Genomic DNA, 22,162 nt, shown 5'->3' with positions numbered 1-22,162 from the left:
TTAACCTCTTTAAACACCTTTTGTTTATTTTTCGGCCGATTTAATTTTTTGCGATTTCCGGGCTTTCAAAACCCAGCTTTTTTAAACCGCCCTTCACCTCAGGGCAACTCATAAAAAGCTTCCAAAGCAAACCCGTACGATAGTTTTCAATCATCACAATGATAGGCCCCTGATCTATTGCCAAATATGAATTAGCATACCAGTTATGCGATTCGCTGAAAGCATCCGTAAAACCGTACTCTCCCCAGATCTTATCGCCAAGATCGTAATAAAAATGGCGCAGGGCCTTCATTGAATATTCGGGCGTGTAAGGGAAAGCCGATAGCGCCGCGGTAGGTGTGATTACACCCAGATCATTAGTTGGCGAATGCGCGTTGTATCCCTCATAGTTATCGCTGGCGGTTAGTCCCCAGCAATTTTCGCCGTAGCCTTTATATTTTTGTGGGTTTTCTACGCAATAAGCATGATTAATGAGGGTATGATTCTTATTCTGTTCCCAGTAATCAGCATATTGATCTTTTAAGCCCTTCGGATTTAAACCCAGAAAAGAGTACTGCGAAAAAAACAGCGGACCGCCATAATCAAAACCCAGGGGTAATTTAAAGCCGTAAAAAGTTTTCCCGTTTTTAAAAAAGTCGCTCTGCACCCAGCCGTTATGATAAACACTGGCACTAACCGGGTAACGCTCGGCCGATGCGGCCAACACATAGGTAATTAAACATTCGTTAAAACCATGTATCGGAAAATTCATGGCCCAGCCGTTGTTGGGGCTCCAGTGCCAGTAAAGGGCATCGCGGCCATCGCGGGTAAACCAGTTCCATTCCATATCGCTCCACAAACCATTGATCATACCGCGAATGGTATTTTCTTTCGGGTTATCGGCGTTAAAGTACTGCCTGGCGCACAACAGGCCCTGGAACAGGTAGGCCGATTCAACAATATCCGCCCCGTCATCCTTACGGCCAAAACGGATCACCTTACCAGTTTCGCCGTTTAACCAGTGCGGGAAAGCGCCGTGAAATTCATCAGCCTTGCTTAAAAACCTGACAATCTTCAGCATCCTGTCAACTGCCTGCTCGTGGGTGATCCACTTACGGCTATCAGCCACGATCAATGACATTACACCGAAACCTGAGCCGCCGGTGGTTACCACCTCATTGCCATAATCAAACGAAGTATTACTCCGCTCGCGGGCCAACCCGCTTACCGGGTGACCAAAATCCCAGAAATACCTGAATGTTTGGCGCTGCACCACATCAAGCAGGGCGCTATCTGTAAGGTTCCTGATAATGCCTACCGGCTTAATCCCATCGTTGGCCTTTTTTGCCGGTTTTTGGGCAAAGCCACAAAGCGACAGCGACAGCAGAATGTGGGTAATAATAGATAGTTTTTTCATTCGAAAAATAGTTGTATTTTATAAGTTAGGGCTGCTAAAGCCTAAGCTTTTCATTCCTGTTTTTATTTCGGGCGCACTCATAAACAAGTTCCAGAGCAGGCCGCTACGATAATTCTCAATCATCACCACAATAGGCCCCTGGTCAATAGCCAGATACGAATCAGCAAACCACGGGTCCGTTAAATTAAAAGCATCGTGAAAACCATATTCACCCCAAAGCTTATCACCCAGGGTGTAATAAAAAAAACGAAGGGCGGCCATTGATTGCGCAGGCGTATATGGCAACGAGGCGATGGCTGCGGTAGGGGCAATCACGCCAACGTCGTTGGTTGGCGAACTTGCGGTATAACCGCCTTGAATATCACTGGCGGTCAGTCCCCAGCAGTCGGCACTATAACCGCCATTACCCAGAGGGTTAGTTACGCAATAATTATAATTGATAAGGGCGTGGGCCTTGTTCTGTGTTTCGTAGTTGGCATAAGCATCGCTTAACCCATTAGGGTTTATACCGAGGAAAGAATAATGTGCAAAAAACAGCGGTCCACCCCTATCCGGCCCAAGCGGCAGGGTAACATTATAAAATGTTTTGCCGTTTTTAATACCGCCATTAGCCGCCCATCCCTGGTCGTAAACCGATTTGGGGATACCATGGGTGGTTGAAGAAGCACCGAGCACATAAGTGATCAGCGCTTCGTTCCAGCCGCTTATTTTCATGTTGATAGCCCAGTTTTGATCGGGGCTCCAATGCCAGTAAAGTACGTTTTGATTGTTTTGCCTGAACCAGTCCCACTCAACACCATTCCACAAGGCATTAATGTCCGCGCGCAACTGGGTTTCGGCCTGGCTGGCATCGTTAAAATACTGGCGGGCGGTGATAAGGCCCTGCATCAGGTAAGAAGTTTCTACAAGGTCGGCACCGTTATCCTGCGCGCTGAAAGGCACAACGGCCCCTGTAGTACCATTTAACCAATGCGGAAGTGCGCCGTGAAACTTTTGCGCTTTGGTATTTAAAAAACCTACAATTTTCTGGAGCCGCGCAAGGCCATCGGCGTGGGTAATATAGCCACGATTTATACCGGCAATAATGGCCATTATACCGAAACCAGACCCGCCGGATGTTACCACATCGCCCGACGAGTTGCGCTCGCGCGCCAGGCCGCTGGTGGGGTGGCCAAAATCATAAAAATATCTAAAGGTTTGCTTCTCAACCAGGTCGAGCAATTCCGTATCGCTCACCAATGGAAACTTCGGGGTACTATCAATTGAGGTAGTGAGCTTAATCTGGACGGCCGATTGAAGGCTACCGCTTTTGGCCGATTTTAAAGCCGTTGAAACATTAACGGTATACCGGCTTATATTTTGCAAACCGTTCGGAGTGATCACCAACGTGCTGTCGTTATGCTGAAAAGCTACGGTAAAAGCGGCCGCTGCTCCTGCCGCGTCAGTAATAGCAACGCTCCCGCCTGCCAACGAACGGTTAAGGGGTTCGGAAAAAGAAATACTTATAGCAGGCTTTGTACTTACATCGGTATAAGTAAAGCCCTGGCTTTTACCGTTTACCTTAACCGAACTAAAGGTAAATGACGATGGCGTTGGCTTAACCGGATCAGGGTTGCTTTTTGAACTTTTACCGCAGGCAAAAAATAAAAGCGCAACTGCAAATACCAAAGTGCTTTTAGTATTTATCATTGTAGATGGGGATAAAAAAGGTTGCCTGCCTTACGGCAGGACAACCCGAATCAATCAACTGTGTATTATCTTCCGGCGGCTTCGAGGTTGTATAAAGCCGAAACCTGCGAAGCTGAAAGCGCTTTATTATAAAAGCGGATGTTATCTAAAGTACCGGTAACATACCCAGCCCAGCCCTGCGCACCTGTATTTGCAGTAAGCGAAGGTGTAGTTTGAAACTGCAACGTACCGAACACCATTTTAGCTGCCTTGCTCCAGTCCATCGGGGCAAAACCTGCAACCGTGTTTTTGCCGGCCAGGGCTCCGTTGTAATAAACATAAATAGTTGAACTTGCCGCATCAAACGTAACGGTTACATTGATCCATTTATTCCACGGATCGTCAACGCTGTATCCGCCCTCCCAACCGTCAACACCAGCCGAACTGCCGGCTATATTAAAGGCATGCACCTTCAGTACGCCTTTTGTGGCCGAGCCGCCATTATCAAAAAATATGGCTAAGCTGCCCCAGAAACCTGCGCCTCCGGGCTGATCATTCTGGATATCCATTAAGCCTATAGCGGCATTATTTTGCGGCATATTTACCCATATACTGGCAGTAAAACTTTTTAAAGCTTTAATAGCGGCAGGGGTATCATAAAGAGCGTAAGCATTGGCTGCGCCTTTTAAACCATTACCATTTAAGCCCTTGGCAAAGCTGGTACCGGTTGCTACGCCTGTACCACCGGCAATACTATCGGCCAGAGAGGTTGTGAACGGATAATAAGCTACCAGGCTGGCAGGCTCAATATCTTTACTGGCGCTGTAGCCCCCAAAGGTTGGCAGCGGTTTTGAAGGTGCGTACGATTTGGGATCGAAGCCTTTTTGGCACGATGTGATCGTGGCACACGCCACGGCACCGGCCAGCAGCGTTGCTTTTATTTTATTGTTGGATAGTAATTTCATTGTTGCTGAATTTTTGATGATCAATAACCCGGGTTTTGTGTTAAAGTGCCGCCGCTTAGGTCAATTTCATTTTGCGGTACCGGCCATACCTCGTTTTTACCTGCTTTCCAGCCGCGCGAACCAAATACTTCTGCACCACGTCCCTGGCGGATCACATCGAAATAACGGTCAAACTCCATCGCAAATTCAACGCGGCGCTCTTTATAAATAGCGGCGCGTAAATCGGCCTGTCCGGTAACGGTTACTTTAGGCAATATCGCGGCGTTACCGGCCCTTGCACGGGCACGCACCAACTCAAGCGATGCCAGGGCAGGTGCCGAATTACCTAACTCATTGTTGGCTTCTGCGTTCATCAGCAATACATCCGCATAGCGTAAAACGATTTTATTTTGCTGGCAGCCTTCGTTAAAGCCCGATACATACAGACTGAAAGGCACGTACGATTTCTGGTTGTACATCGGGTTATCCCCGTCGGCAGGGATTTTATCACCCTCCGGTGTAGTTTCACCGCGAAAAATAATGGTGGCATCGCGGCGCGGGTCGCCAGTTTCGTAGGCTGCAGCCAAATCGGCAGTTGGCACGTTAAAGCCCCAGCCACCACCAGTTGAGCCGCGCACCCCCTGCACCTGCGAATACTGCGAATTAGAGGCGTCAGGGTTATTGGGGATCAGCATACACTGAACCTCGAAAATAGATTCCTGGTTGTTTTTATGCGTGGTACGGAACATCTGCTCGTAATCAGGAAACAATGAATAACCCATACCCATTACCTGTGTGGTGTAGGTAACCACGTCAGTCCATTTCTTTTGATATAATGCGGCTTTAGCATGTAAAGTAAGTGCGGCACCTTTAGTAGCGCGACCAATATCGGCCGATGAATAAGATTGCGGTAAAACCGACGCGGCATCATTCAAATCAGTTTCGATAGCGGCCCAAACCTGTGCTTTCGGCGAGCGCGGCAGGTTATAATCAGAGGCGTTTTTAGGCACAGATAAACGCAAAGGCACATCGCCAAAGGCGCGCACTAACCTGAAATAAGCATAGGCGCGGATAAATTTAGCTTCGGCAAGATATCTTGCTTTGAGGCCCTCATCCATAGTTATGCCCGGTACATTAGTCAAAATCTGGTTGGCAAAGTTAATAGTTTGATACTGGCCTGCCCAAAAATCAGCTACCTGGCCGTCACCTGCGGTTACAGTGAAGTTGTGAAAATTATTGAAAAATGTAGCATCGGTAGGGCTGCTGCCTTTTTCGGCATCGTCAGATCCCATGCTTTCAACGGCTATCGGAGCGAAAGCGATGTTTTTCCATTCGCGCAGGTTAGCATACATGGCATTTACAGCTTTTGTAGCGTCGTCCTGAGTTTTCCAGAATTGGGTGGCTGCCTGGTTACCCGCCGGAGCAACGTTTAAGAAGCTCTTTTTACAAGCCTGAAATGATATAGCTGATGCAACAAGACCTAAAATAACGGCCTTTTGCAATAAAGTTTTTTTACTGTTCTTCATCTTTATATTGATTAAAAAGTAACGTTAACACCAAAATTGTAGGTAGCATACAATGGGTAAACATTAGCATCGATACCCATATTACCTACAGAACCGCCAACTTCCGGACTAAAGCCCTTGTAGCCGAAGAAGTTAAGGGCATTTTGCGCGTTGGCGAACAACCTAACCTTTTGTATTTTCCATTTGCTTAATATGCTTCCAGGCAAAGTGTAACCTAACTGGGCGTTCCTGAGCCTGAAATAAGCACCGCTTTCTACATAAAACGAGTTTGGCTTAGCATTGTCTGTAGAGCCTACGTTTACTGATGGATAGGTATTAGATGTGCCCGGACCATGCCAGCGGTGATCAAAAAAGTCTTTGGTGAAATTTTCGTTACCAAAGCGGTAAGCGATATTGGCATTATAAACGCTTACATCGGCGGTACCCTGAAAATCAAGGGCAAGATCAAAATTCTTGTAAGTGAACGAGGTGTTGATACCATAATTATATTTTGGCATCGGGCTGCCTAAAGACACACGGTCTTTACTATCTATCACACCATCGTTATTGGTATCCTGGTAAATAAAGTCGCCCGGTTTGGCCCCGGTTTGTTTCGAGGCGGCAACTTGCTCTGGCGTTTGGAAAATACCGGTAACCTGGTAGCCATAAAACTCGCCTATCGGCTGGCCAACAACGGTGCGGGTAGCCAACTGGCCGTTAGCTATGCCGTTACCACCCTGGTAAATAGGTATATTTCCTGATAATACTTTTAAAACTTTGTTGTTGTTGATGCCCAGGTTGGCGCTGATGCTGTAATAAAAATCTTTGGTAGCCTGATCTTTCCAGCTTAACAATACCTCAAAGCCACGGTTTTGAATAGTTGCCTGGTTGCCGAGTACGTTACCACCTCCTGTACCTAACGAAGCTAATACAGGAAGAGGGTAGATCGCATCTTTTGTCTGGCGGTCATAGTAATCGGCCTCAAATGATAATCTGCTATCAAGAACCGAGCCCTCAATACCAAAATCGGTTGATTCCGTTTTTTCCCAGAACACGGTTGGTGGTACTATGGTGTTAACGCTGGCACCTGGATATGTTGTCTGCGGGTTACCAAATACAGCTGTTAAATAAGGATCGGCAGAAACAGTAAGGATACTTGGATTAATCGGCACTCCAGAGTTACCCTGTTTACCCCAGCTTGCCCTAAGCTTTAAGTTGTTAAACACTTTTTGATCTTTCATGAAACCCTCATTGGTGATTACCCACCCGCCACCTACTGACGGGAAGTAACCATAAGTATGATCACCATAAAACTGAGAGGCACCATCCCGACGGATAGACGCGTTTAAAAGATATTTATCTTTAAACGAGTAGTTAACGCGCGCAAATTGAGACAAAGCACGTGTAAACACCTGCGAACCCGGAGTTGGATAGTAAGTTACCTTAGCAGTATCGGGGAATGAACTGCGCAAGCTGCCGCTGCTCACGTAAGGTACGTTTTGGGCATGAGCATCTAACTGTTTGGTACGATAATTTTGCGCGCTATAACCTAACAAGGCAGTTATTTTATGATCCTTGATTTTTACATCATAGGTAAGCGTATTTTCCCAGATCCAGTTGCGGGTTTCGCTATGATTAACATCAAGGTTTGATACCAAACTTTTCTGCGCGAATGTAGCCGCGTAAACAGGCGTATATCCTCGTACCTCAGCCTGACCAATATCGCCACCAAAACTTGATTTAAATTTAAAGTTTTTAAGAAACGATACTTCGCCATAGGCGTTGTAAGTTAAACGCATGTTTCTTGATTTTTGGTTGAAAAAATCAAGCGTAGCCTGCGGGTTGTAGTTGTTACCATCACCTGTATGGTAATCGTTAGGGTCGCCGTAGGCACCATCTTTGTAATATACCGGCAGGGTTGGCGCAACACCAAACAACTGGTGAAAAATCCCACCATTTACATCGGCCGATTTTCCGGACAAACCACTTAGGGTATATCCAAATTTAAGGTCTTTTACAGGTTTAAAATCATTTGATAAGTGCAGGGTATAACGTTTGTAGTTATTGGTTTTTGCCAAACCATCCTGATCAAGATATCCGAATGACAGGTTATAGGTTACCTTCTCGGTACCACCGCTAAGTGATAGCTCATGATTAGTTACAAAAGCGTTTCGCAAAATCTGTCCGTACCAATCGGTACCCTTGCCATAACTGGCCGGATCACTGAATAATACCGGGCTAACGTTATTATAAGCATAAAGCTCATTAATTGCAGTTGCATATTCGGTGGCATTGGCCATTTTTACCTGGTTGGTAACTGATTGCCAGCCCGCATAACCATTGTAGTTGATAACCGGCTTACCTTTGCTGCCGCGTTTGGTGGTAACCAACACTACACCATTGGCCGCCCTGACACCAAAAATAGCGCTGCTCGAAGCATCTTTCAGGATCGAAATATTTTCGATATCCTGCGGGTTCAGGAAACTGATATCGTCATACCAAACACCATCAACCACATATAAAGGGCTTACATTTCCAAAAACAGTACCTAAACCGCGGATACTGATGGTAGGTGAAGCGCCTGGCGAACCGCTGTTGGTAATTTGTACACCGGCAACCTTGCCCTGTAAACCGCTTATCGGGTTTACCGATGCTTGTTTTGAAATTTCGGTACCTTTTACCGACGCTACCGAACCGGTAACGTCAAGCTTACGCTGGGTGCCGTAACCAACCACAACCACCTGCGCCAATTCATTAGCCTGGGGTTTTAATAATACGTTAAGTGTAGTTTGGCCATTCACCGGTACTGATAAACTGGTGTAGCCTATGTAAGTAAATGTTAAAGTTGCGGTTTTTGCCGCGCTAATGGTGTATGAACCATTAACATCTGTCTGGGCTCCTGTTATTGTACCGCTTACCTGTACCGATACGCCTATCAGCGCCTCGCCAGTGGCAGCATCAGTTACTTTACCTTTAACTGTAACGTTTTGTGCAAACGTGGCGTCATAGGAAAATAAAAGCAATAACAACACTCCTGAAATAGTAAAGAATCTTTTCATAGTGGGGTTTGTAAAATAAAACGGATTAGAAATAATTGGTTATTACTTCGACAAAACTGGAAACTTAACAGCCATTTATCAAAAAAATTAACTCAACATTAATACATCATTTGTGAACTGAATGCGCAAACCGTAATTTCATTCCTTTTTTTCGTATCAAATGAAGTAAATAAAACGGTTTAGTGTTTTCCAAACCCATTATTAGTTTATACAAAGCGAAAGCTTGTGAAATCATAAAAACACATACCCATGAGAGGTAATGATGTAGTATTATAACTCCATGAGAAACTCGGTGAGGTTTTTATCATGCTCCAGATTGAGCTTTTTACGAAGCCTGTAACGGCGGATTTCAACCCCGCGCAACGAGATATTGAGCAGGGAAGCCATTTCCTTACTGCTCATGTTCATGCGCAGGTACGCACATAATTTCAGATCGTTCGGAACCAGGTCGGGGTGACGGTTTTTTAATTTTTTGAAGAAATTTTCATGAGCTTCGTTGAAGCTGGTTTCAAAAATATTCCAGTCGCGCTCATCGCTCATCCCTTCGTCAATTACTTTCTGAATTCGGCGAAGTTGATCTTCGGCCAGTTTTTTGCCGTCGCCGCCTTTCAGGTGTGTTAACTCATCGCTTATTTTTTGAAGCAGTTCGTTTTTATAAACAATGTTCATGGCTGAATTGGCCAGTTCACGGCTTTTGCTGGCAAGGTCGGCCTGTAGTTGTTCATTTTTGATATTAATGATGTGCTGCTCGTTGGCAATGGCTTCCTGTTTTAAAGCTTCTTCTTTTTCCTGCTGCAGCTTTTGGTGGATGCGCTGTTGATGGCGTTTAAGTTTAAGGCGGTAATAATACCTGATAAGGTAATATGCGCCAACCGCCAGCAGCAAATAAAATATCATGGCTATGCGCCCGGCATACCAGGGCGGCAAAACGGTAAAGGTAAAAACCGCCTGCCGGGAAATATGCTGATCGTTAATTTTGGCCCGCACCTTGAAATGGTAAGTACCCTGATCAAGGTTAGTAAACTCTTTTTGTGTCTGGGCGGTCCAGTCGCTCCATTGCCGTGAGTATCCCTCTAAGTAATACTGGAACTGAACCCTGGCCTGCCTGTAATACGGCAGTGAATAGGTTATACGGATATTATTTTCGGCATAAGGAATATCAAATTCCTGTTGTTCGGTAGCGCTTTCGCTTAGCAGGGTAACCTTATCGGTTACGTTTTCAACCCGCCGTATCAAAGCGGGCGGAATACCGGCGTTGTTATCCTGCAATACATCTTCATCATTCAATATCACAAAGCCATCGTCAACGCTTATCAGGTAAGTTGAGTTATTGATACGGTTAATGGTTTCGTAATGCTGTACCATGCGGCCGTTTAAAATGGTAAAGCGATTGGTATCGATACTGACTTTTCCGGGCGCCGAAAAATCGGCAAGGGCTACCCTGCCCTGATTGATAAACCAATACTTTTTACCTATAGCTTTGATAATTTTGCTTGAGGAGGCAAAGGTGCCCAGCTTTTTGTTCAATTGCTGGTATTTAAAAAAGCGGTCGGTTATGTCATCGTAAATATAAAAGCCCGAATCTGACGAAAAAACGATCCTGTTATCCAGATCAAACACATTTACATTGTAGCTTCCGGGTAAACCCGATTTTTTATCATAGTAAACACTTTGCAACGCTTTACTCCTGTCGGCATTCAAGGTTATTTTATAGATTCCTTTATAAGCATGACTTACCCAGATCTGGCCTTTGCTGTCCTGCTCTACATAGCGCGAAGGCTCGCCGAAACCGGCTATTTTATGATCTAACAGCCAGTCGCCCCCGGCGTTTTTACGGTAAGTAACCAAACCGGTATAAGTACCCTGGATCAGCCTATCGGGGCTTATTTTCTTAATGGTCCAACCGCCGGTAATACCCGATATTTTGGTAATTGACGTTCCATTTACCTGGTAGGTGCCATCGTTATGCCCACAAAGCAACCGGCCGTCCTGCAGGGTAAGGTCCCATACCTGCCCCTGCGAACCCGGCACCAGCTTAAAATCAAAAGATTGAAACGGGCCGCCATTGTTTCCGGGAAACCAATCGCTGTAAAATAACCCCTGGTTGGTACCGAGGTATATTTTGTTATTGAAAATGATACTTGAGTAAACCGTACCAAACTTACCCGTTTTATCAAAGTAAAAATATAGCGGCGAATTGATCTCTATGCGATCAATACCGTTATCCAACCCAGCCCAAAGGTTTTGCGCCGCATCTGTATACAAACTCAATACGGTGTTATTTTGCATGCCGCTGGCCTTGTTAATGTGCTGCACAACCCTGCCTGCGGTATCAATAATCACAATACCATTCAGGATAGTGCCATAGGCAAAATATTTACCCGAAAGAGCTACACCATTGTTAAGCTGATAGGTTTTTAAAAAATCGTTGCTTTGGTTAGCCCAGGGCTTAATAGTTTGCCCATCGTAAATGAATAGCCCGTTTTTTGCAGTGCCTATAATGTATTTACCAGGCTTAAACTGAAGTATAGATAATACCCCGCTTACACCGAGGATCTCGCTGCCGGGGAGATAATTTAGCTTATTACCTTTTAACTCGAATAAGCCTTTGGTTAACTGCTCAACAAAGTAGCGGTTACCGAGTTTAAACAGGAACAGGTAAGGTTGCGGCGCCTTAATTACCTCAATTTTACCCTTAGCATAAATATATATGGAACCGAAGGCCTGGAATAAAACCCGGTTATTGTCGCAGTATATCTTCCATATTTCTTCATTAATGGGTTGATACTTTTTGGGTACGAGGCTTATCAACGAGGTATATTTCAGAAAACCCTTGCTATCGTTTTGCCAGTAACCAAACTCACCGTAGCCGCCGGCGTATATTTTACCCCGTCCGTCGGCGCTAACCGCACGCACAATTAAACCGTTGGGCATGGCGTGGTGCTGCCAGTACTTGCCATCAAAAGCAAGCAACCCGGCGGCATTACCAAAATACATAATACCATGTTCATCGCACGTAACCGACCAGTTTTGATTGCCCGACTGGTAGATAGCCTTGGTATAATTTTGCACATAGGGCACGCCAATGCTTTTAATATCAACAGCAAAAGATTTTAAAACCGGGATACCCCAAAGGCAAATAAAAACAAAAAGGAGTTTACGCATAGGTTGATATAACGCTTGGCTACAGCTAATGAGTTTGCTAAAATAGTGTTTGCATTGCACAAAATAAAAAAGCTTACCCTTAAGGATAAGCCTTGTATCATGAGCAGCAGCAATAAATATTTATTCTGCAGGTTGGAGTTTGTTTTTATTGATATTTACCGGCTGGGGCACTTTTACATAGTAACCTGTACCATCATAAACCCGCTTACGCGGATGCGCTTTACAAGTCTCGCTGCAACAGCCATCCAAAGCTTCGCCGCATTCATCACATTGGGTAAAATGCTCGTTGCACTCCGGATTAGCGCAATTGATCATTTTAGGCGTGGTTTTACCACAGTTTAAGCAGGTTGAAATAACAACCGGGTTTACGCTGTTCACATCAACCGAAAGGCGGTTATCAAACACATAGCATTTACCTTCAAAATCCTCGCCGCCTGCTTCTTTACCGTATTTAATGATGCCGCCATGCAATTGGTATACTTCGGGGAAACCCTCATGCAACAGCAATGCCGATGCTTTTTCGCATTTAATGCCTCCGGTGCAATAGGTCAGTATCTTTTTGTCCTTGTATTGTGCCAGTTGGTTAATCATCTCCGGAAAATCGCGGAAGTTATCAATATCCAAGGTAACCGCGTTTTTGAATTTGCCTAATGAGTGTTCGTAATTTGAGCGTACGTCAAGCACAACTACATCATCGCGGTCCTTCATAGCCAAAAACTCCTTCGGCTCCAGGTGGATGCCTGTTTTTTTGCGCGGATCGATCACATTAGGATCACGTAAACCCGAGTGAACAATCTCCGACTTGTAACGCACATGCATTTTAACGAAAGATGGCGTATCCACCTCATCAATTTTAAACTCGGTTTTAGCAAAGCGCTCGTCGGCATGTATGGTTTCCATGTAGGTTTTGCAGGCCTCAACGCTGCCCGAAACAGTACCATTAAGCCCCTCATCGGCAACAATAATACGCCCGGTTAAACCTAAACTTTTACAAAATTTTAAATGATCGGCAGCAAATTGCTCCGCATTATCTATTGTTGAATAACAATAGTAAAGTAGGGTATTAAACTTTTCCATAAAACCATTGATACTGCTGCAAACAGTGTTAAATGAGCGGCGCAAAGATAGGAAATTTAGGTAAAAGGCGAAAGGTTAAAGGCAAAAGGTAACTGCCTTTTGGTTGTAAAGGGAAAAGATTAAAGGCTAAAGGCAGCTTCGGTTTTCCCATTAAAAAAACCTTTTACCTTTCGCCTTTAACCTTTTACCCTACCTTATCCCGTAAAATATCCTGAACCCTTGCAGATATTTTTTATTACCCGCGTACGAAATACCGTAATCAACACGGAAAATGAGGCGCTGTACGCCTACGTAAAACTCACGGTAATTGCGGTTATTTTTGGTTGTTAAGTAGTTGGCGCCGATAACCTCTTCGAGCTTTGCTTTGCGCAGCAGCGGAATATGATTAAATAATGATCCGGCGAAGTTATGCTGATAATGCGCTTCTAAAAAAGCGCCGTTGGTGCTGTAGGTATAAAATGGCAGGAAGTGGAAACTTCCTACATAGGTTGGGTCGAAGGTGGTGCCCTGATTACCCAAAAAGTGGTTATAATCCATGTAGTACAGCTTGTTATTATTAAAAAAGCCGCCGCCCGATATTTTGAATGATGAATAACCGGAGAGTCCTACCTGCACCTGGTCCTGAGAAATATCCAGCGATGCGAAGTCGTAATCAACATCCGAACCTAAAATATTTTTAAAGCCCCTGCGGTAATTAACTTTTAGCATCGGATACTTTGATTTGAGGTTGAATTTGCCGGTAGGCCGGGTTTCATACCGCTGATCGAAAGTGAATAAAGCCGATGCGTTGAACACCAGCGCCTGGTTATCCGGGAAAAGGAATGAATGGTCATCAGCGGGGGTACCCGGTGGCGCCAGCGGGTTGTTGGAGGTAAACTCCCGATCTTTAATATCCTTCAATTTACTGAAGGAGGTATTGTATAGTTGTGAACGGCTTGAATAAGAAAATCCACCTTTTAATAATACACCGTTTGCTACCTCGCGCTGGTAGCCGAAGTCGCCGTAATGACTGCGGTAATATTTTACATAGTTATTTTCGCTTAACAAGGTACTCAGCGTATTGAAATATAGCGAACGTGTGCCTACGTTGTTAAGATCGAGTACATCGCTGCCGAAATCGGCATAAAACTTAGCGGCGTGGAAAGGATCGTTCAGGTACTCGATACCCATATTGGCGCTGAATATTTTATTCGAGAAACCATACCGTACAGCAGGCGTTATGCTGAGTGAATGGAAATCATCAATAGTGCGGATATAGCTTACCTTGGCATTAATCCCAAAACCTTCAACCGTATTGTAGTAAAAGGTTTGTATAAACGGGAAAATGTAAAGTGAATCGCGGTTGCTCTTATTGCTGGCAGCATAGCCGAATATGAGGTAGCCGGGGTAATTGATATGATTTTTATGATGCTGCAGCGAATCAAGATATTTATCAGTTTTATGATATTCTGCAATGGCGTCTTTCTTTTTATAATCACGCTCTTCATAAGCTGTTAACGGTATGGGGCGGGCTTCAGCCCAATAATTGGGTTTCTTGCTGTTGGCTACGGTATCCACTTTCAGGATCTCACCGGTAAAAAATCCCTCCGGAAAAGATGGGTTTACCTTATAGTTGTTATAAACCGCAGCATAATAACCTCCAAATTTAAAGCCTAATACCGCGCCCTTAAAGTTGTACTGTGTTGAAGCCGGCATCCAAACACTATCAGTAATAGCGATGTATTGCTGCCTGATGCTCAGGGTATCAACAAGGTTAAGGTTGCTTACCTTATTATCAACAAACAGGTCAATACTGTAAATCCGCCAGTCGTCCTCCACAATGTAAATGTCTCCCTGAAAATACTGCCCGTGGGCATGTTTAGGCGTTACATGAATTTTATCGATAGTATGCCCGCTCTCGGTGGAAGTGCCCAATAATTTGTAATTGTAAAACTGTGGCGCGTACGAGGCTATCGGCGAAACAAAGCCTCTTGAAGCTAAACCGGGAATAGTAAATACGTTTTCATAAAAATTAGCCTGTAGGTCTGAAGCTTTTTTGTAACCAAAGGCTGTATTTTGCCCGGCCATGCGGTTGGCTATGGTAATTTCCCTTATTTTATCAGGTTTTTGAAAGTTATATTCAGACAGGGATTCTGACTGATAGAGAATGCCGCGTCCGTTCGAGTCCAGATCAAGCGTTTTCTGCACCTCCTGCCCTATCATGGATTTTGGTACACTCAACAGCTTCTGTACGCCTTTAATATAAACCGCGCACGAAAACGAGGTAGCTTCCTCCATATAATACCTGCGCTTTTTTATTACCTGTTTGATAATGGTATCAGCAGCATCGCGTTTTTTACGATAAATTTCAGATACTCTGCCGGTGTTAAACTGTTCGTCGGCCAATTGTACGTCATGTTGCTGATCCTGACCAGATATGGATACCTCATCTGTTTTCTCAGCGTACCCTACGTTACGGTATACCACTTTATAGGTACCCGGGGTTAATTTAAACTGGTAAACGCCGTTTTCATTTGTTGTAGTGCCGTAAGTGGAGTTACGGATATAAACAGAAACAAACGGAATCACCCGTCCGTTTTTATCAGTTATTTTCCCCGACAGGAGGGCTTGTTGCGCCGATGCGGTAAATCCGCATATTATGGCTATAAATAGCAGTATGTATCTTCTCATATCTTTCAAGTGTTTAATGCTTTATACCTTAAAAATGTTTCATTACACACTTAATAATTATTTAAGGTTTAATAAACCTCGGTAAATGCTGCCGAATGCTTAATTTTGCCCCCTTTAAACACGCATACTATGTACAACACCCTACAGCCGGTTTTACAGCAGGAACTTACCGACATTGAGAATGCCGGTTTATACAAAAAGGAACGCATCATAACATCGCCGCAGGGCGCCGATATTACCGTACAAAGCGGTGCCGAAGTAATTAACTTTTGCGCCAACAACTACCTCGGCTTATCGGGCAATGCCAAAGTGATCCAGGCTGCTAAAGATGCGATGGATACGCATGGATACGGCTTATCGTCTGTACGTTTTATCTGCGGCACACAAGATATCCATAAGGAATTGGAGAAAAAGATTGCCGAATTTTTAGGCACTGAAGATACTATACTTTACGCCGCGGCATTTGATGCCAACGGCGGCGTGTTTGAACCATTATTCAATGATCAGGATGCCATCATCAGCGACGAACTGAACCATGCCTCAATCATTGACGGTGTACGCCTTTGCAAAGCGCAACGCTACCGCTACAAACACGATAACATGGCCGACCTGGAAGAGAAACTGCAGGCTACACAAGGCTTGCGCCACCGTATTATTGTAACAGACGGCGCTTTCAGCATGGACGGAACCATTGCACAGTTAGATATAATTTGTGATCTGGCCGACAAATACGATGCCCTGGTGATGATTGATGAGAGCCACTGCTCGGGCTTTATGGGAAAAAGCGGTCGCGGTACGCATGAACACCACAACGTGATGGGCCGTATTGATATCATTACCGGTACTTTGGGCAAAGCTTTGGGTGGCGCATCGGGCGGTTTTACATCAGGCCGTAAAGAAATCATTGATATGCTGCGCCAGCGTTCGCGCCCGTATTTGTTCTCAAATACTTTAGCCCCGGCTATTACAGGCGCTTCTATCGCAGTGCTGGACATGCTAAGCGAAACCACCGAATTGCGTGATAAACTGGAAAGTAACACCCAATACTTCCGCCAAAAAATGACCGAAGCGGGTTTTGATATTAAACCAGGCGTACATCCGATAGTCCCTGTTATGTTATACGATGCCAAGCTGGCCCAGGAGTTTGCCGCTAAAATGCTGGATGAAGGCATTTATGTGATCGGGTTTTACTACCCGGTAGTACCACAAGGTAAAGCAAGGATCAGGGTACAAATCTCAGCGGCACATGATCAGCATCATCTGGATAAAGCCATCGCGGCGTTTACCAAGGTGGGTAAGGAGCTGGGGGTATTGAAATAAGCCGCACAGTTTTTTATATTTGTAGGTAATAAAGCCTCCTTTTATGGAAAGTACAAAAGTAACCCTGAATGTTAAAGCAGATTCGCTGTCTCTTGTTAAAGAGTATGCAAAGCGGCAACATACCAGTGTATCTAAATTGGTGCAGGACTTTTTTGACGGAATTGCAGAACAGGAAAAAAAAGAAGATCCAATAAAAGAGAAATATAAAAACGTGGAGATACCTGAATGGATAAAGCAATTGACAGGTATAGCAAAAGACCCCGATCCAAATATGAGCTACGACGATATGAAATACGAATATTTCAAAGAGAAGTATGACTTATAAACGACTATTTCTGGATAGTGACGTTTTACTGGATATGTTTTTGAAAAGGGAGCCTTTTTTCTTCCATACACAAGTCCTGTTAATTGAATGTATAAAAGGTAATATTGAATTGCGAACATCTTCTCTGGTAATAGCAAATACAATTTATGTGCTGAGGAAACAGGTTGGAATAGTCAAAGCCAAAGAAAATTTAAAGAATCTGTTTAATTCCGCCAAGGTTTTATCGTTCGAATTCGATGCAATAGAATCAGCTTTATCAAGTGATTTTACCGACTTTGAAGATGCCATTCAATTCTACATCGCCCAAAAACATCATTGTGATGCCATCATCACCCGAAATATAAAAGACTATACTAACTCAACAATACCGGTTTTAACAGCCGAACAATTTTTAAATACATTATAATGCAAGCTCAGATAGACCAATATACCGCCGAGATCAATGCTTTTTCGCCGGCCAATGCCGATGAATTAGAAGCGTTCCGTATTAAATTTTTAGGCACCAAGGGTATTATCAAAGACCTTTTTGAGCAGTTTAAAACCGTTGGCACTGAAGAGAAACGCACTTTTGGTAAGGTACTGAACGAGTTTAAACAACTGGCCGAGGCTAAATACAACGAACTGAAGGAAAATATAGGTTCTGCTACGCAAAGCAAAGGCAATGATCTTGATCTTACCTTGCCCGGCGATGGTTTCGCGGTTGGCTCACGTCACCCGCTGTCATTGGTCAGGAACGAGATCATTGATATTTTTAAACGTTTAGGTTTCGTTGTTGCCGAAGGTCCGGAAATTGAGGATGACTGGCACAACTTTTCGGCCCTGAACTTCCCGGATGAGCACCCGGCCCGCGATATGCAGGATACCTTCTTTATTAAAAAGAACAACGGTAAGGATGATATCGCCCTGCGTACCCACACCTCATCGGTACAGGTAAGGATGATGGAAGCCGGTAAACCACCGTTCCGCGCTATTATGCCGGGCAGGGTTTACCGTAACGAGGCTATTTCGGCGCGCGCCCACTGCTTCTTTCACCAGGTGGAGGGTTTATATGTTGATGAGAACGTATCATTTTCCGATCTGAAACAAACGCTTTACCACTTTGTGCAGGAGCTTTACGGCGAAGGCACCAAGGTGAGGTTCCGCCCCTCGTACTTCCCTTTTACAGAACCATCGGCCGAGATGGACATTTCATGTACCATTTGCGGCGGCTCGGGCTGTAATATGTGTAAACACACCGGTTGGGTAGAGATTTTAGGCTGCGGCATGGTAGATCCTAACGTATTGGAAAACTGCGGTATTGACAGTAAAAAATATACAGGCTTTGCCTTTGGTATGGGTATGGAGCGTATCGCCAACCTTAAGTACGTGATCCGCGATCTGCGCCTGTTCTCCGAAAATGATGTACGCTTCCTGAAACAGTTCCAAACTGAAATGTTATGAGGCAACTCACCATCATATTACTGGTAGCTATCAGTTGCTTTTCGTGCGGAAAGGCAACTGATAATGTACCGAGCATACCGGTAAATTATCAGGCCGCTTTAGGTACACCTGCGTTATCGCCGCTAAACGTAGCCGGCGGTACGGTGGTAATTAACGGCTACGGTGTAGCCGGACTGATCATCTACCGTAAAATAAACGGTACTTATGCCGCGTACGACAGGTGCAGCAGCTACCAGCCTGAAAAAAAATGTGCATGTACGCCTGATGGTACCGGCTTTACAGTCACCGACCAGTGCAGCGGTTCGAAATTCAGTTTGGAGGATGGCACCCCGGTTAAAGCGCCGGCGACAAAGGCTTTAAGATCATATAGGGTATCTGTTACCCAGTTTGAAATTCAAGTGAGTAATTAATTGATGGAAGCCGATAAAATTAAAGATAGTATTAAAAGAGCGGCGCAGGAGCTTTTCCGTAAATTCGGGTACCATAAAACCAGCGTTAACGAAATTGCCAAAAAAGCCAAAATTGCCAAGGCTACCATTTATAAATATTTCGACAGCAAAGAGGCCGTACTGCATGTATTGCTAATGGACTACATCAAGGCCAGCGTTGACGACCTGGTTGAAAGTAATACCCCTGATATTGATGAAGAGGCTTATCTTAATAACCTCATCATGAAAACCTGCCGCCTCTCCTACACCATCTGCAACGAATTTATCGGCTGGGATTTTATCCGCGAATCGGCCAATTCACAGGACTTTTTGAAGAACCTTTCCAACGAACTGGAAGAGTTGTTGATGGCTTCCTTTATCCAGTTGCCAGGCATCCGTAAGCACGAAACCTATCAGCAACGTTTACGCTTTTTGATCAAGTGCAGCAAGAGCATTGTGTTCAGCTTCGCATTTACTTCGGTGAGCGATTCGGATGTAAGAAAGAATTTTGTTTCTTTTCAGAAAGAGATTTTGCCTTATTTGGTGAAGGCGGCTATTTCGGTTTAATCAGTTATTTTAATATTGATCGTTCCCGAATCCTCTATATCCCATAATGTGGCTTTTTCAATACTAATGGCATTGAGGTTTAGGAATGATTCGGCTTTTTGCTCGTAATCGTCTAAGCCTTCGCCAAGCCGAGGTATTTCGATTATGCTGATATCATTTTGGGCAATTCTACTCATCTTTTCTGCAAGCAAGATTAAAGTATCCTCTGAATAACTGCTTTGGGCATTCGATGCTATAGAAAAATCATCCTCAAATAAAAAGTAATCGGTTATCAGGATAGAAAAAAACTGGTTGTCCCGCTTATCAAAATAAAACATTTCGGCAAAACGACGGGGCGACTGCCGTAAACCAGCCATTACCCAATTATAAATTAGATCCTCCCTATCCATATGCATTATAAGCGTAATAAAAATTGATTAAACCCCAAAATAAAACCCCATACCAATGTGGTTTTTAGTTTTAAATTTACTATGTTAGCATAGCAAATTTAATTATCATGAGCCGCGAACTGACAGATTTTTCCGAATTGATAGATGAACAATTTGAGATTGAAGATATCGAAGTTGAAGAGGATGCGATTGCCTATTTCCTGAGCTTCTTTGATTAACTTCTAATGGTGCTGTGCATGCAGCATCCGTTATTCTCATTAAATAACAGACTTTGGTTCAATGTAAAGAACATTGGCCGCTCATTTGCCGCGGGGGCTGTTACTTTTGGCTTGGGTGGCTGTTGCACAATTACGTTGTTTTAAGATATATTTTATTATCTATTTGATTTTTAGTATTTTAAGGCATGCAAGGAAAGAAACTGCGCCAGGAGAAGCTATTTATTACCTATCAATTATCCAATAGTGTTCCCTTAGATAATATTTACAGGCGGCTGAATGATTTGCTCGACCTGAACTTTCTATACAAAGCTACAGCTAAATACTACGGCTCTGTGGGGCCAAAAAGCATTGATCCGGTTGTATTCATGAAGTTGATGATCGTGGGCTACCTGGAGAACCTGAACAGCGACAGACGTATTATCGGCGTTTCGGCTATGCGTATGGATATCCGTTACTTTATTGGTTATGATATAGATGAAGAACTACCATGGCACAGTACCCTAAGCAGGACCAGGCAGCTTTACAGCCAGGATATATTTACAGATTTATTTAAGCAGGTATTAAAACAATGTGTGGATATGGGGATGATCTCGGGAAGACGCCAGGCAGTAGATGGTTTCTTTATTAAGGCAAATGCATCTCTTGACAGCATGGTTGAAAAAGAGATCATGGCTGAAGCTGAAACCTATAGTAGGGAATTAGCCTCAAACGAGGAAGATGATAGTACTAACGATAATGGCAACGGAAAAGGGATCAGAGTTGAGGACAGAGACCGGGAGCCAATCAAAAAAGTAAACCCTAAAAAACATTTTACCCAGGTGGTTTCCGGTGAAGGGGCAACAGAAAGAACCGGTATAGATATATCGCCTTCTCCTCTAAGCATCGCTACCCGAAACGAACTGATCGACAAAGGCTTAAAGCCAAAGATAAATCCCTCGAACAAAACCCACTATAATCCTCATGATCCCGATGCTAAGATCTCGGTAAAACCAGGCAAAGCTACAGCTCTGAACTACCTTGGGCAGGTATGTGTAGATACAGCCACCCACGTAATTACCCACGTACAGGTTTTCACTGCTGAAAAGCACGATAGTCAATGCCTGGCAGCTGTATTGCGGCATGTAAAAGGCAACCTTAATGAAAACGGCTTAGCCTTACAGGAGATCATAGCAGATACGGGCTATAGCAGCGGAGATGCCCTGAAGGCTTTAGAAACGCAAAAAATAACCGGTTATATTCCAAACCGAACACAGTTCAACTACCAGCGGGAGGGGTTTACCTATCATCCTGAAGGGGATTATTACCAATGTGAAAAAGGGGTACAGTTAAAGTACAATGGCGTATACTTAACAGGTGGTTATTGGATGAAGGATTATACAGTAATCCGAAAGGCTTGCGATGGATGTACCCTGCAACCGGATTGTTCAGCCTATGCTGAAAAACGAACTTTGATCCGCGAAACGATAGACAAACCTTATTACGACCGGATGCATGTCCGGTTACAAACCAGGAAAGCCTGTGCGTTAAAAAAACTTCGCCAAAGCACGGTTGAGCCGGTCATCGGAACATTAGTTAATTATAATGGAATAAAACGGGTGAATACAAAAGGATTGCAAGCAGCTAATAAATGTTTAACGATGTCTGCTGTCGCTTATAATCTCAAGAAGATGTTAAAACATAAACCCCGATTAATTCAGGATAACATCCAAACTCTTAAAAAACGATTAAAACAAGACATTATGCTTTGGTTTAGCCGATATCAGCTAAACAAACAATACCATCTTCACATACTATCAGTTGCTCTTTTCTAATAGAAAAGGAGTTCTATCTATAAAAAACACCTGATTGTGCAACAGCCACTTGGCCCAAAAGTAACCAAAAACCCAAGACAGAAAAAAGCTTCAGCCCACGAGGCCATACGCCCGGCCCGCTTTTCTGTCGGGCCACCGCGCAGATTTCTTAGGCAGGCAATATCTTTCTTTTCAACTTTC

The 22,162-nt window shown here is 44.1% G+C and carries 16 protein-coding genes; 7 read left to right on the top strand and 9 right to left on the bottom strand.

What is annotated here, in order from left to right:
- Positions 1 to 40: 40 nt before the first annotated feature.
- The 8 genes from LX99_RS13720 to LX99_RS13685 form a co-directional block, all read right to left on the bottom strand.
- On the bottom strand, positions 41 to 1,396 hold the full coding sequence (locus LX99_RS13720) for a glucoamylase family protein (protein WP_109608381.1): 1,356 nt from the start codon (positions 1,394 to 1,396) through the stop codon (positions 41 to 43).
- An 18-nt stretch (positions 1,397 to 1,414) separates the two neighbouring features.
- Positions 1,415 to 3,085 (bottom strand): glucoamylase family protein, encoded by a 1,671-nt coding sequence (locus LX99_RS13715; RefSeq protein WP_109608380.1) that lies wholly within the window; start codon positions 3,083 to 3,085, stop codon positions 1,415 to 1,417.
- 65 nt (positions 3,086 to 3,150) lie between these two features.
- Positions 3,151 to 4,029 (bottom strand): LamG domain-containing protein, encoded by an 879-nt coding sequence (locus LX99_RS13710; RefSeq protein ID WP_146203122.1) that lies wholly within the window; start codon positions 4,027 to 4,029, stop codon positions 3,151 to 3,153.
- 20 nt (positions 4,030 to 4,049) lie between these two features.
- Complete coding sequence (locus tag LX99_RS13705; RefSeq protein ID WP_109608378.1) at positions 4,050 to 5,534, bottom strand: RagB/SusD family nutrient uptake outer membrane protein; 1,485 nt, start codon at positions 5,532 to 5,534, stop codon at positions 4,050 to 4,052.
- Positions 5,535 to 5,545: 11 nt separating this feature from the next.
- Positions 5,546 to 8,572, bottom strand: a complete 3,027-nt coding sequence (locus tag LX99_RS13700; RefSeq protein WP_109608377.1) for a SusC/RagA family TonB-linked outer membrane protein — start codon at positions 8,570 to 8,572, stop codon at positions 5,546 to 5,548.
- A 270-nt stretch (positions 8,573 to 8,842) separates the two neighbouring features.
- The gene (locus tag LX99_RS13695) at positions 8,843 to 11,737 is read right to left on the bottom strand and encodes a triple tyrosine motif-containing protein (protein WP_109608376.1); all 2,895 of its coding nucleotides are present in this window, start codon (positions 11,735 to 11,737) and stop codon (positions 8,843 to 8,845) included.
- 120 nt (positions 11,738 to 11,857) lie between these two features.
- Positions 11,858 to 12,814: an oxygen-dependent tRNA uridine(34) hydroxylase TrhO gene (gene trhO, locus LX99_RS13690; RefSeq protein ID WP_109608474.1), complete on the bottom strand. Its 957-nt coding sequence runs from the start codon at positions 12,812 to 12,814 to the stop codon at positions 11,858 to 11,860.
- A 189-nt stretch (positions 12,815 to 13,003) separates the two neighbouring features.
- Positions 13,004 to 15,484, bottom strand: a complete 2,481-nt coding sequence (locus LX99_RS13685; protein WP_109608375.1) for a DUF5686 family protein — start codon at positions 15,482 to 15,484, stop codon at positions 13,004 to 13,006.
- Positions 15,485 to 15,613: 129 nt separating this feature from the next.
- Here LX99_RS13685 and kbl point away from each other — a divergent pair, with 129 nt between their 5' ends.
- From kbl to LX99_RS13655, 6 genes are read left to right on the top strand one after another with little or no spacing between them, the layout of a single operon-like run.
- Positions 15,614 to 16,804 carry a glycine C-acetyltransferase gene (gene kbl / locus LX99_RS13680; RefSeq protein WP_109608374.1) on the top strand — a complete coding sequence of 397 codons (1,191 nt, stop codon included), beginning with the start codon at positions 15,614 to 15,616 and terminating at the stop codon, positions 16,802 to 16,804.
- A 43-nt stretch (positions 16,805 to 16,847) separates the two neighbouring features.
- Positions 16,848 to 17,129, top strand: a complete 282-nt coding sequence (locus LX99_RS13675; RefSeq protein WP_109608373.1) for a DUF6364 family protein — start codon at positions 16,848 to 16,850, stop codon at positions 17,127 to 17,129.
- Positions 17,119 to 17,535 carry a type II toxin-antitoxin system VapC family toxin gene (locus LX99_RS13670; RefSeq protein WP_109608372.1) on the top strand — a complete coding sequence of 139 codons (417 nt, stop codon included), beginning with the start codon at positions 17,119 to 17,121 and terminating at the stop codon, positions 17,533 to 17,535. Before LX99_RS13675 ends, LX99_RS13670 begins: the two co-directional genes overlap by 11 nt.
- The gene (gene pheS / locus LX99_RS13665; RefSeq protein WP_211319019.1) at positions 17,535 to 18,569 is read left to right on the top strand and encodes a phenylalanine--tRNA ligase subunit alpha; all 1,035 of its coding nucleotides are present in this window, start codon (positions 17,535 to 17,537) and stop codon (positions 18,567 to 18,569) included. Before LX99_RS13670 ends, pheS begins: the two co-directional genes overlap by 1 nt.
- Positions 18,566 to 18,979 (top strand): Rieske (2Fe-2S) protein, encoded by a 414-nt coding sequence (locus LX99_RS13660; protein ID WP_109608370.1) that lies wholly within the window; start codon positions 18,566 to 18,568, stop codon positions 18,977 to 18,979. The genes pheS and LX99_RS13660 overlap by 4 nt, the downstream gene beginning before the upstream one ends.
- A gap of 3 nt (positions 18,980 to 18,982) precedes the next feature.
- Positions 18,983 to 19,564: a TetR/AcrR family transcriptional regulator gene (locus LX99_RS13655; RefSeq protein WP_109608369.1), complete on the top strand. Its 582-nt coding sequence runs from the start codon at positions 18,983 to 18,985 to the stop codon at positions 19,562 to 19,564.
- Here LX99_RS13655 and LX99_RS13650 read toward each other — a convergent pair.
- Entirely contained in the window at positions 19,561 to 19,920 is a 360-nt protein-coding gene (locus LX99_RS13650) for a hypothetical protein (RefSeq protein WP_109608368.1), read from the bottom strand. The genes LX99_RS13655 and LX99_RS13650 overlap by 4 nt on opposite strands.
- 436 nt (positions 19,921 to 20,356) lie before the next feature.
- Here LX99_RS13650 and LX99_RS13645 point away from each other — a divergent pair, with 436 nt between their 5' ends.
- Complete coding sequence (locus LX99_RS13645; protein WP_109608367.1) at positions 20,357 to 21,982, top strand: IS1182 family transposase; 1,626 nt, start codon at positions 20,357 to 20,359, stop codon at positions 21,980 to 21,982.
- The last annotated feature ends 180 nt before the right edge of the window (positions 21,983 to 22,162 follow it).

The sequence above is a fragment of the Mucilaginibacter oryzae genome (assembly GCF_003148845.1).
Lineage (GTDB): Bacteria > Bacteroidota > Bacteroidia > Sphingobacteriales > Sphingobacteriaceae > Mucilaginibacter > Mucilaginibacter oryzae.
The sequence above is the reverse complement of the archived record's forward strand: the minus strand, read 5'-3'. Positions and strand labels throughout refer to the sequence as shown.

Coding starts and splice junctions, on each gene's coding strand:
- LX99_RS13655 (WP_109608369.1), top strand. CDS start 18,983: ATGGAAGCCGATAAAATTAAAGATAGTATTAAAAGAGCGGCGCAGGAG.
- kbl (WP_109608374.1), top strand. CDS start 15,614: ATGTACAACACCCTACAGCCGGTTTTACAGCAGGAACTTACCGACATT.
- LX99_RS13645 (WP_109608367.1), top strand. CDS start 20,357: ATGCAAGGAAAGAAACTGCGCCAGGAGAAGCTATTTATTACCTATCAA.
- LX99_RS13660 (WP_109608370.1), top strand. CDS start 18,566: ATGAGGCAACTCACCATCATATTACTGGTAGCTATCAGTTGCTTTTCG.
- LX99_RS13705 (WP_109608378.1), bottom strand. CDS start 5,534: ATGAAGAACAGTAAAAAAACTTTATTGCAAAAGGCCGTTATTTTAGGT.
- LX99_RS13700 (WP_109608377.1), bottom strand. CDS start 8,572: ATGAAAAGATTCTTTACTATTTCAGGAGTGTTGTTATTGCTTTTATTT.
- LX99_RS13695 (WP_109608376.1), bottom strand. CDS start 11,737: ATGCGTAAACTCCTTTTTGTTTTTATTTGCCTTTGGGGTATCCCGGTT.
- LX99_RS13685 (WP_109608375.1), bottom strand. CDS start 15,484: ATGAGAAGATACATACTGCTATTTATAGCCATAATATGCGGATTTACC.
- pheS (WP_211319019.1), top strand. CDS start 17,535: ATGCAAGCTCAGATAGACCAATATACCGCCGAGATCAATGCTTTTTCG.
- LX99_RS13710 (WP_146203122.1), bottom strand. CDS start 4,029: ATGAAATTACTATCCAACAATAAAATAAAAGCAACGCTGCTGGCCGGT.
- LX99_RS13715 (WP_109608380.1), bottom strand. CDS start 3,085: ATGATAAATACTAAAAGCACTTTGGTATTTGCAGTTGCGCTTTTATTT.
- LX99_RS13720 (WP_109608381.1), bottom strand. CDS start 1,396: ATGAAAAAACTATCTATTATTACCCACATTCTGCTGTCGCTGTCGCTT.
- trhO (WP_109608474.1), bottom strand. CDS start 12,814: ATGGAAAAGTTTAATACCCTACTTTACTATTGTTATTCAACAATAGAT.
- LX99_RS13675 (WP_109608373.1), top strand. CDS start 16,848: ATGGAAAGTACAAAAGTAACCCTGAATGTTAAAGCAGATTCGCTGTCT.
- LX99_RS13670 (WP_109608372.1), top strand. CDS start 17,119: ATGACTTATAAACGACTATTTCTGGATAGTGACGTTTTACTGGATATG.
- LX99_RS13650 (WP_109608368.1), bottom strand. CDS start 19,920: ATGGCTGGTTTACGGCAGTCGCCCCGTCGTTTTGCCGAAATGTTTTAT.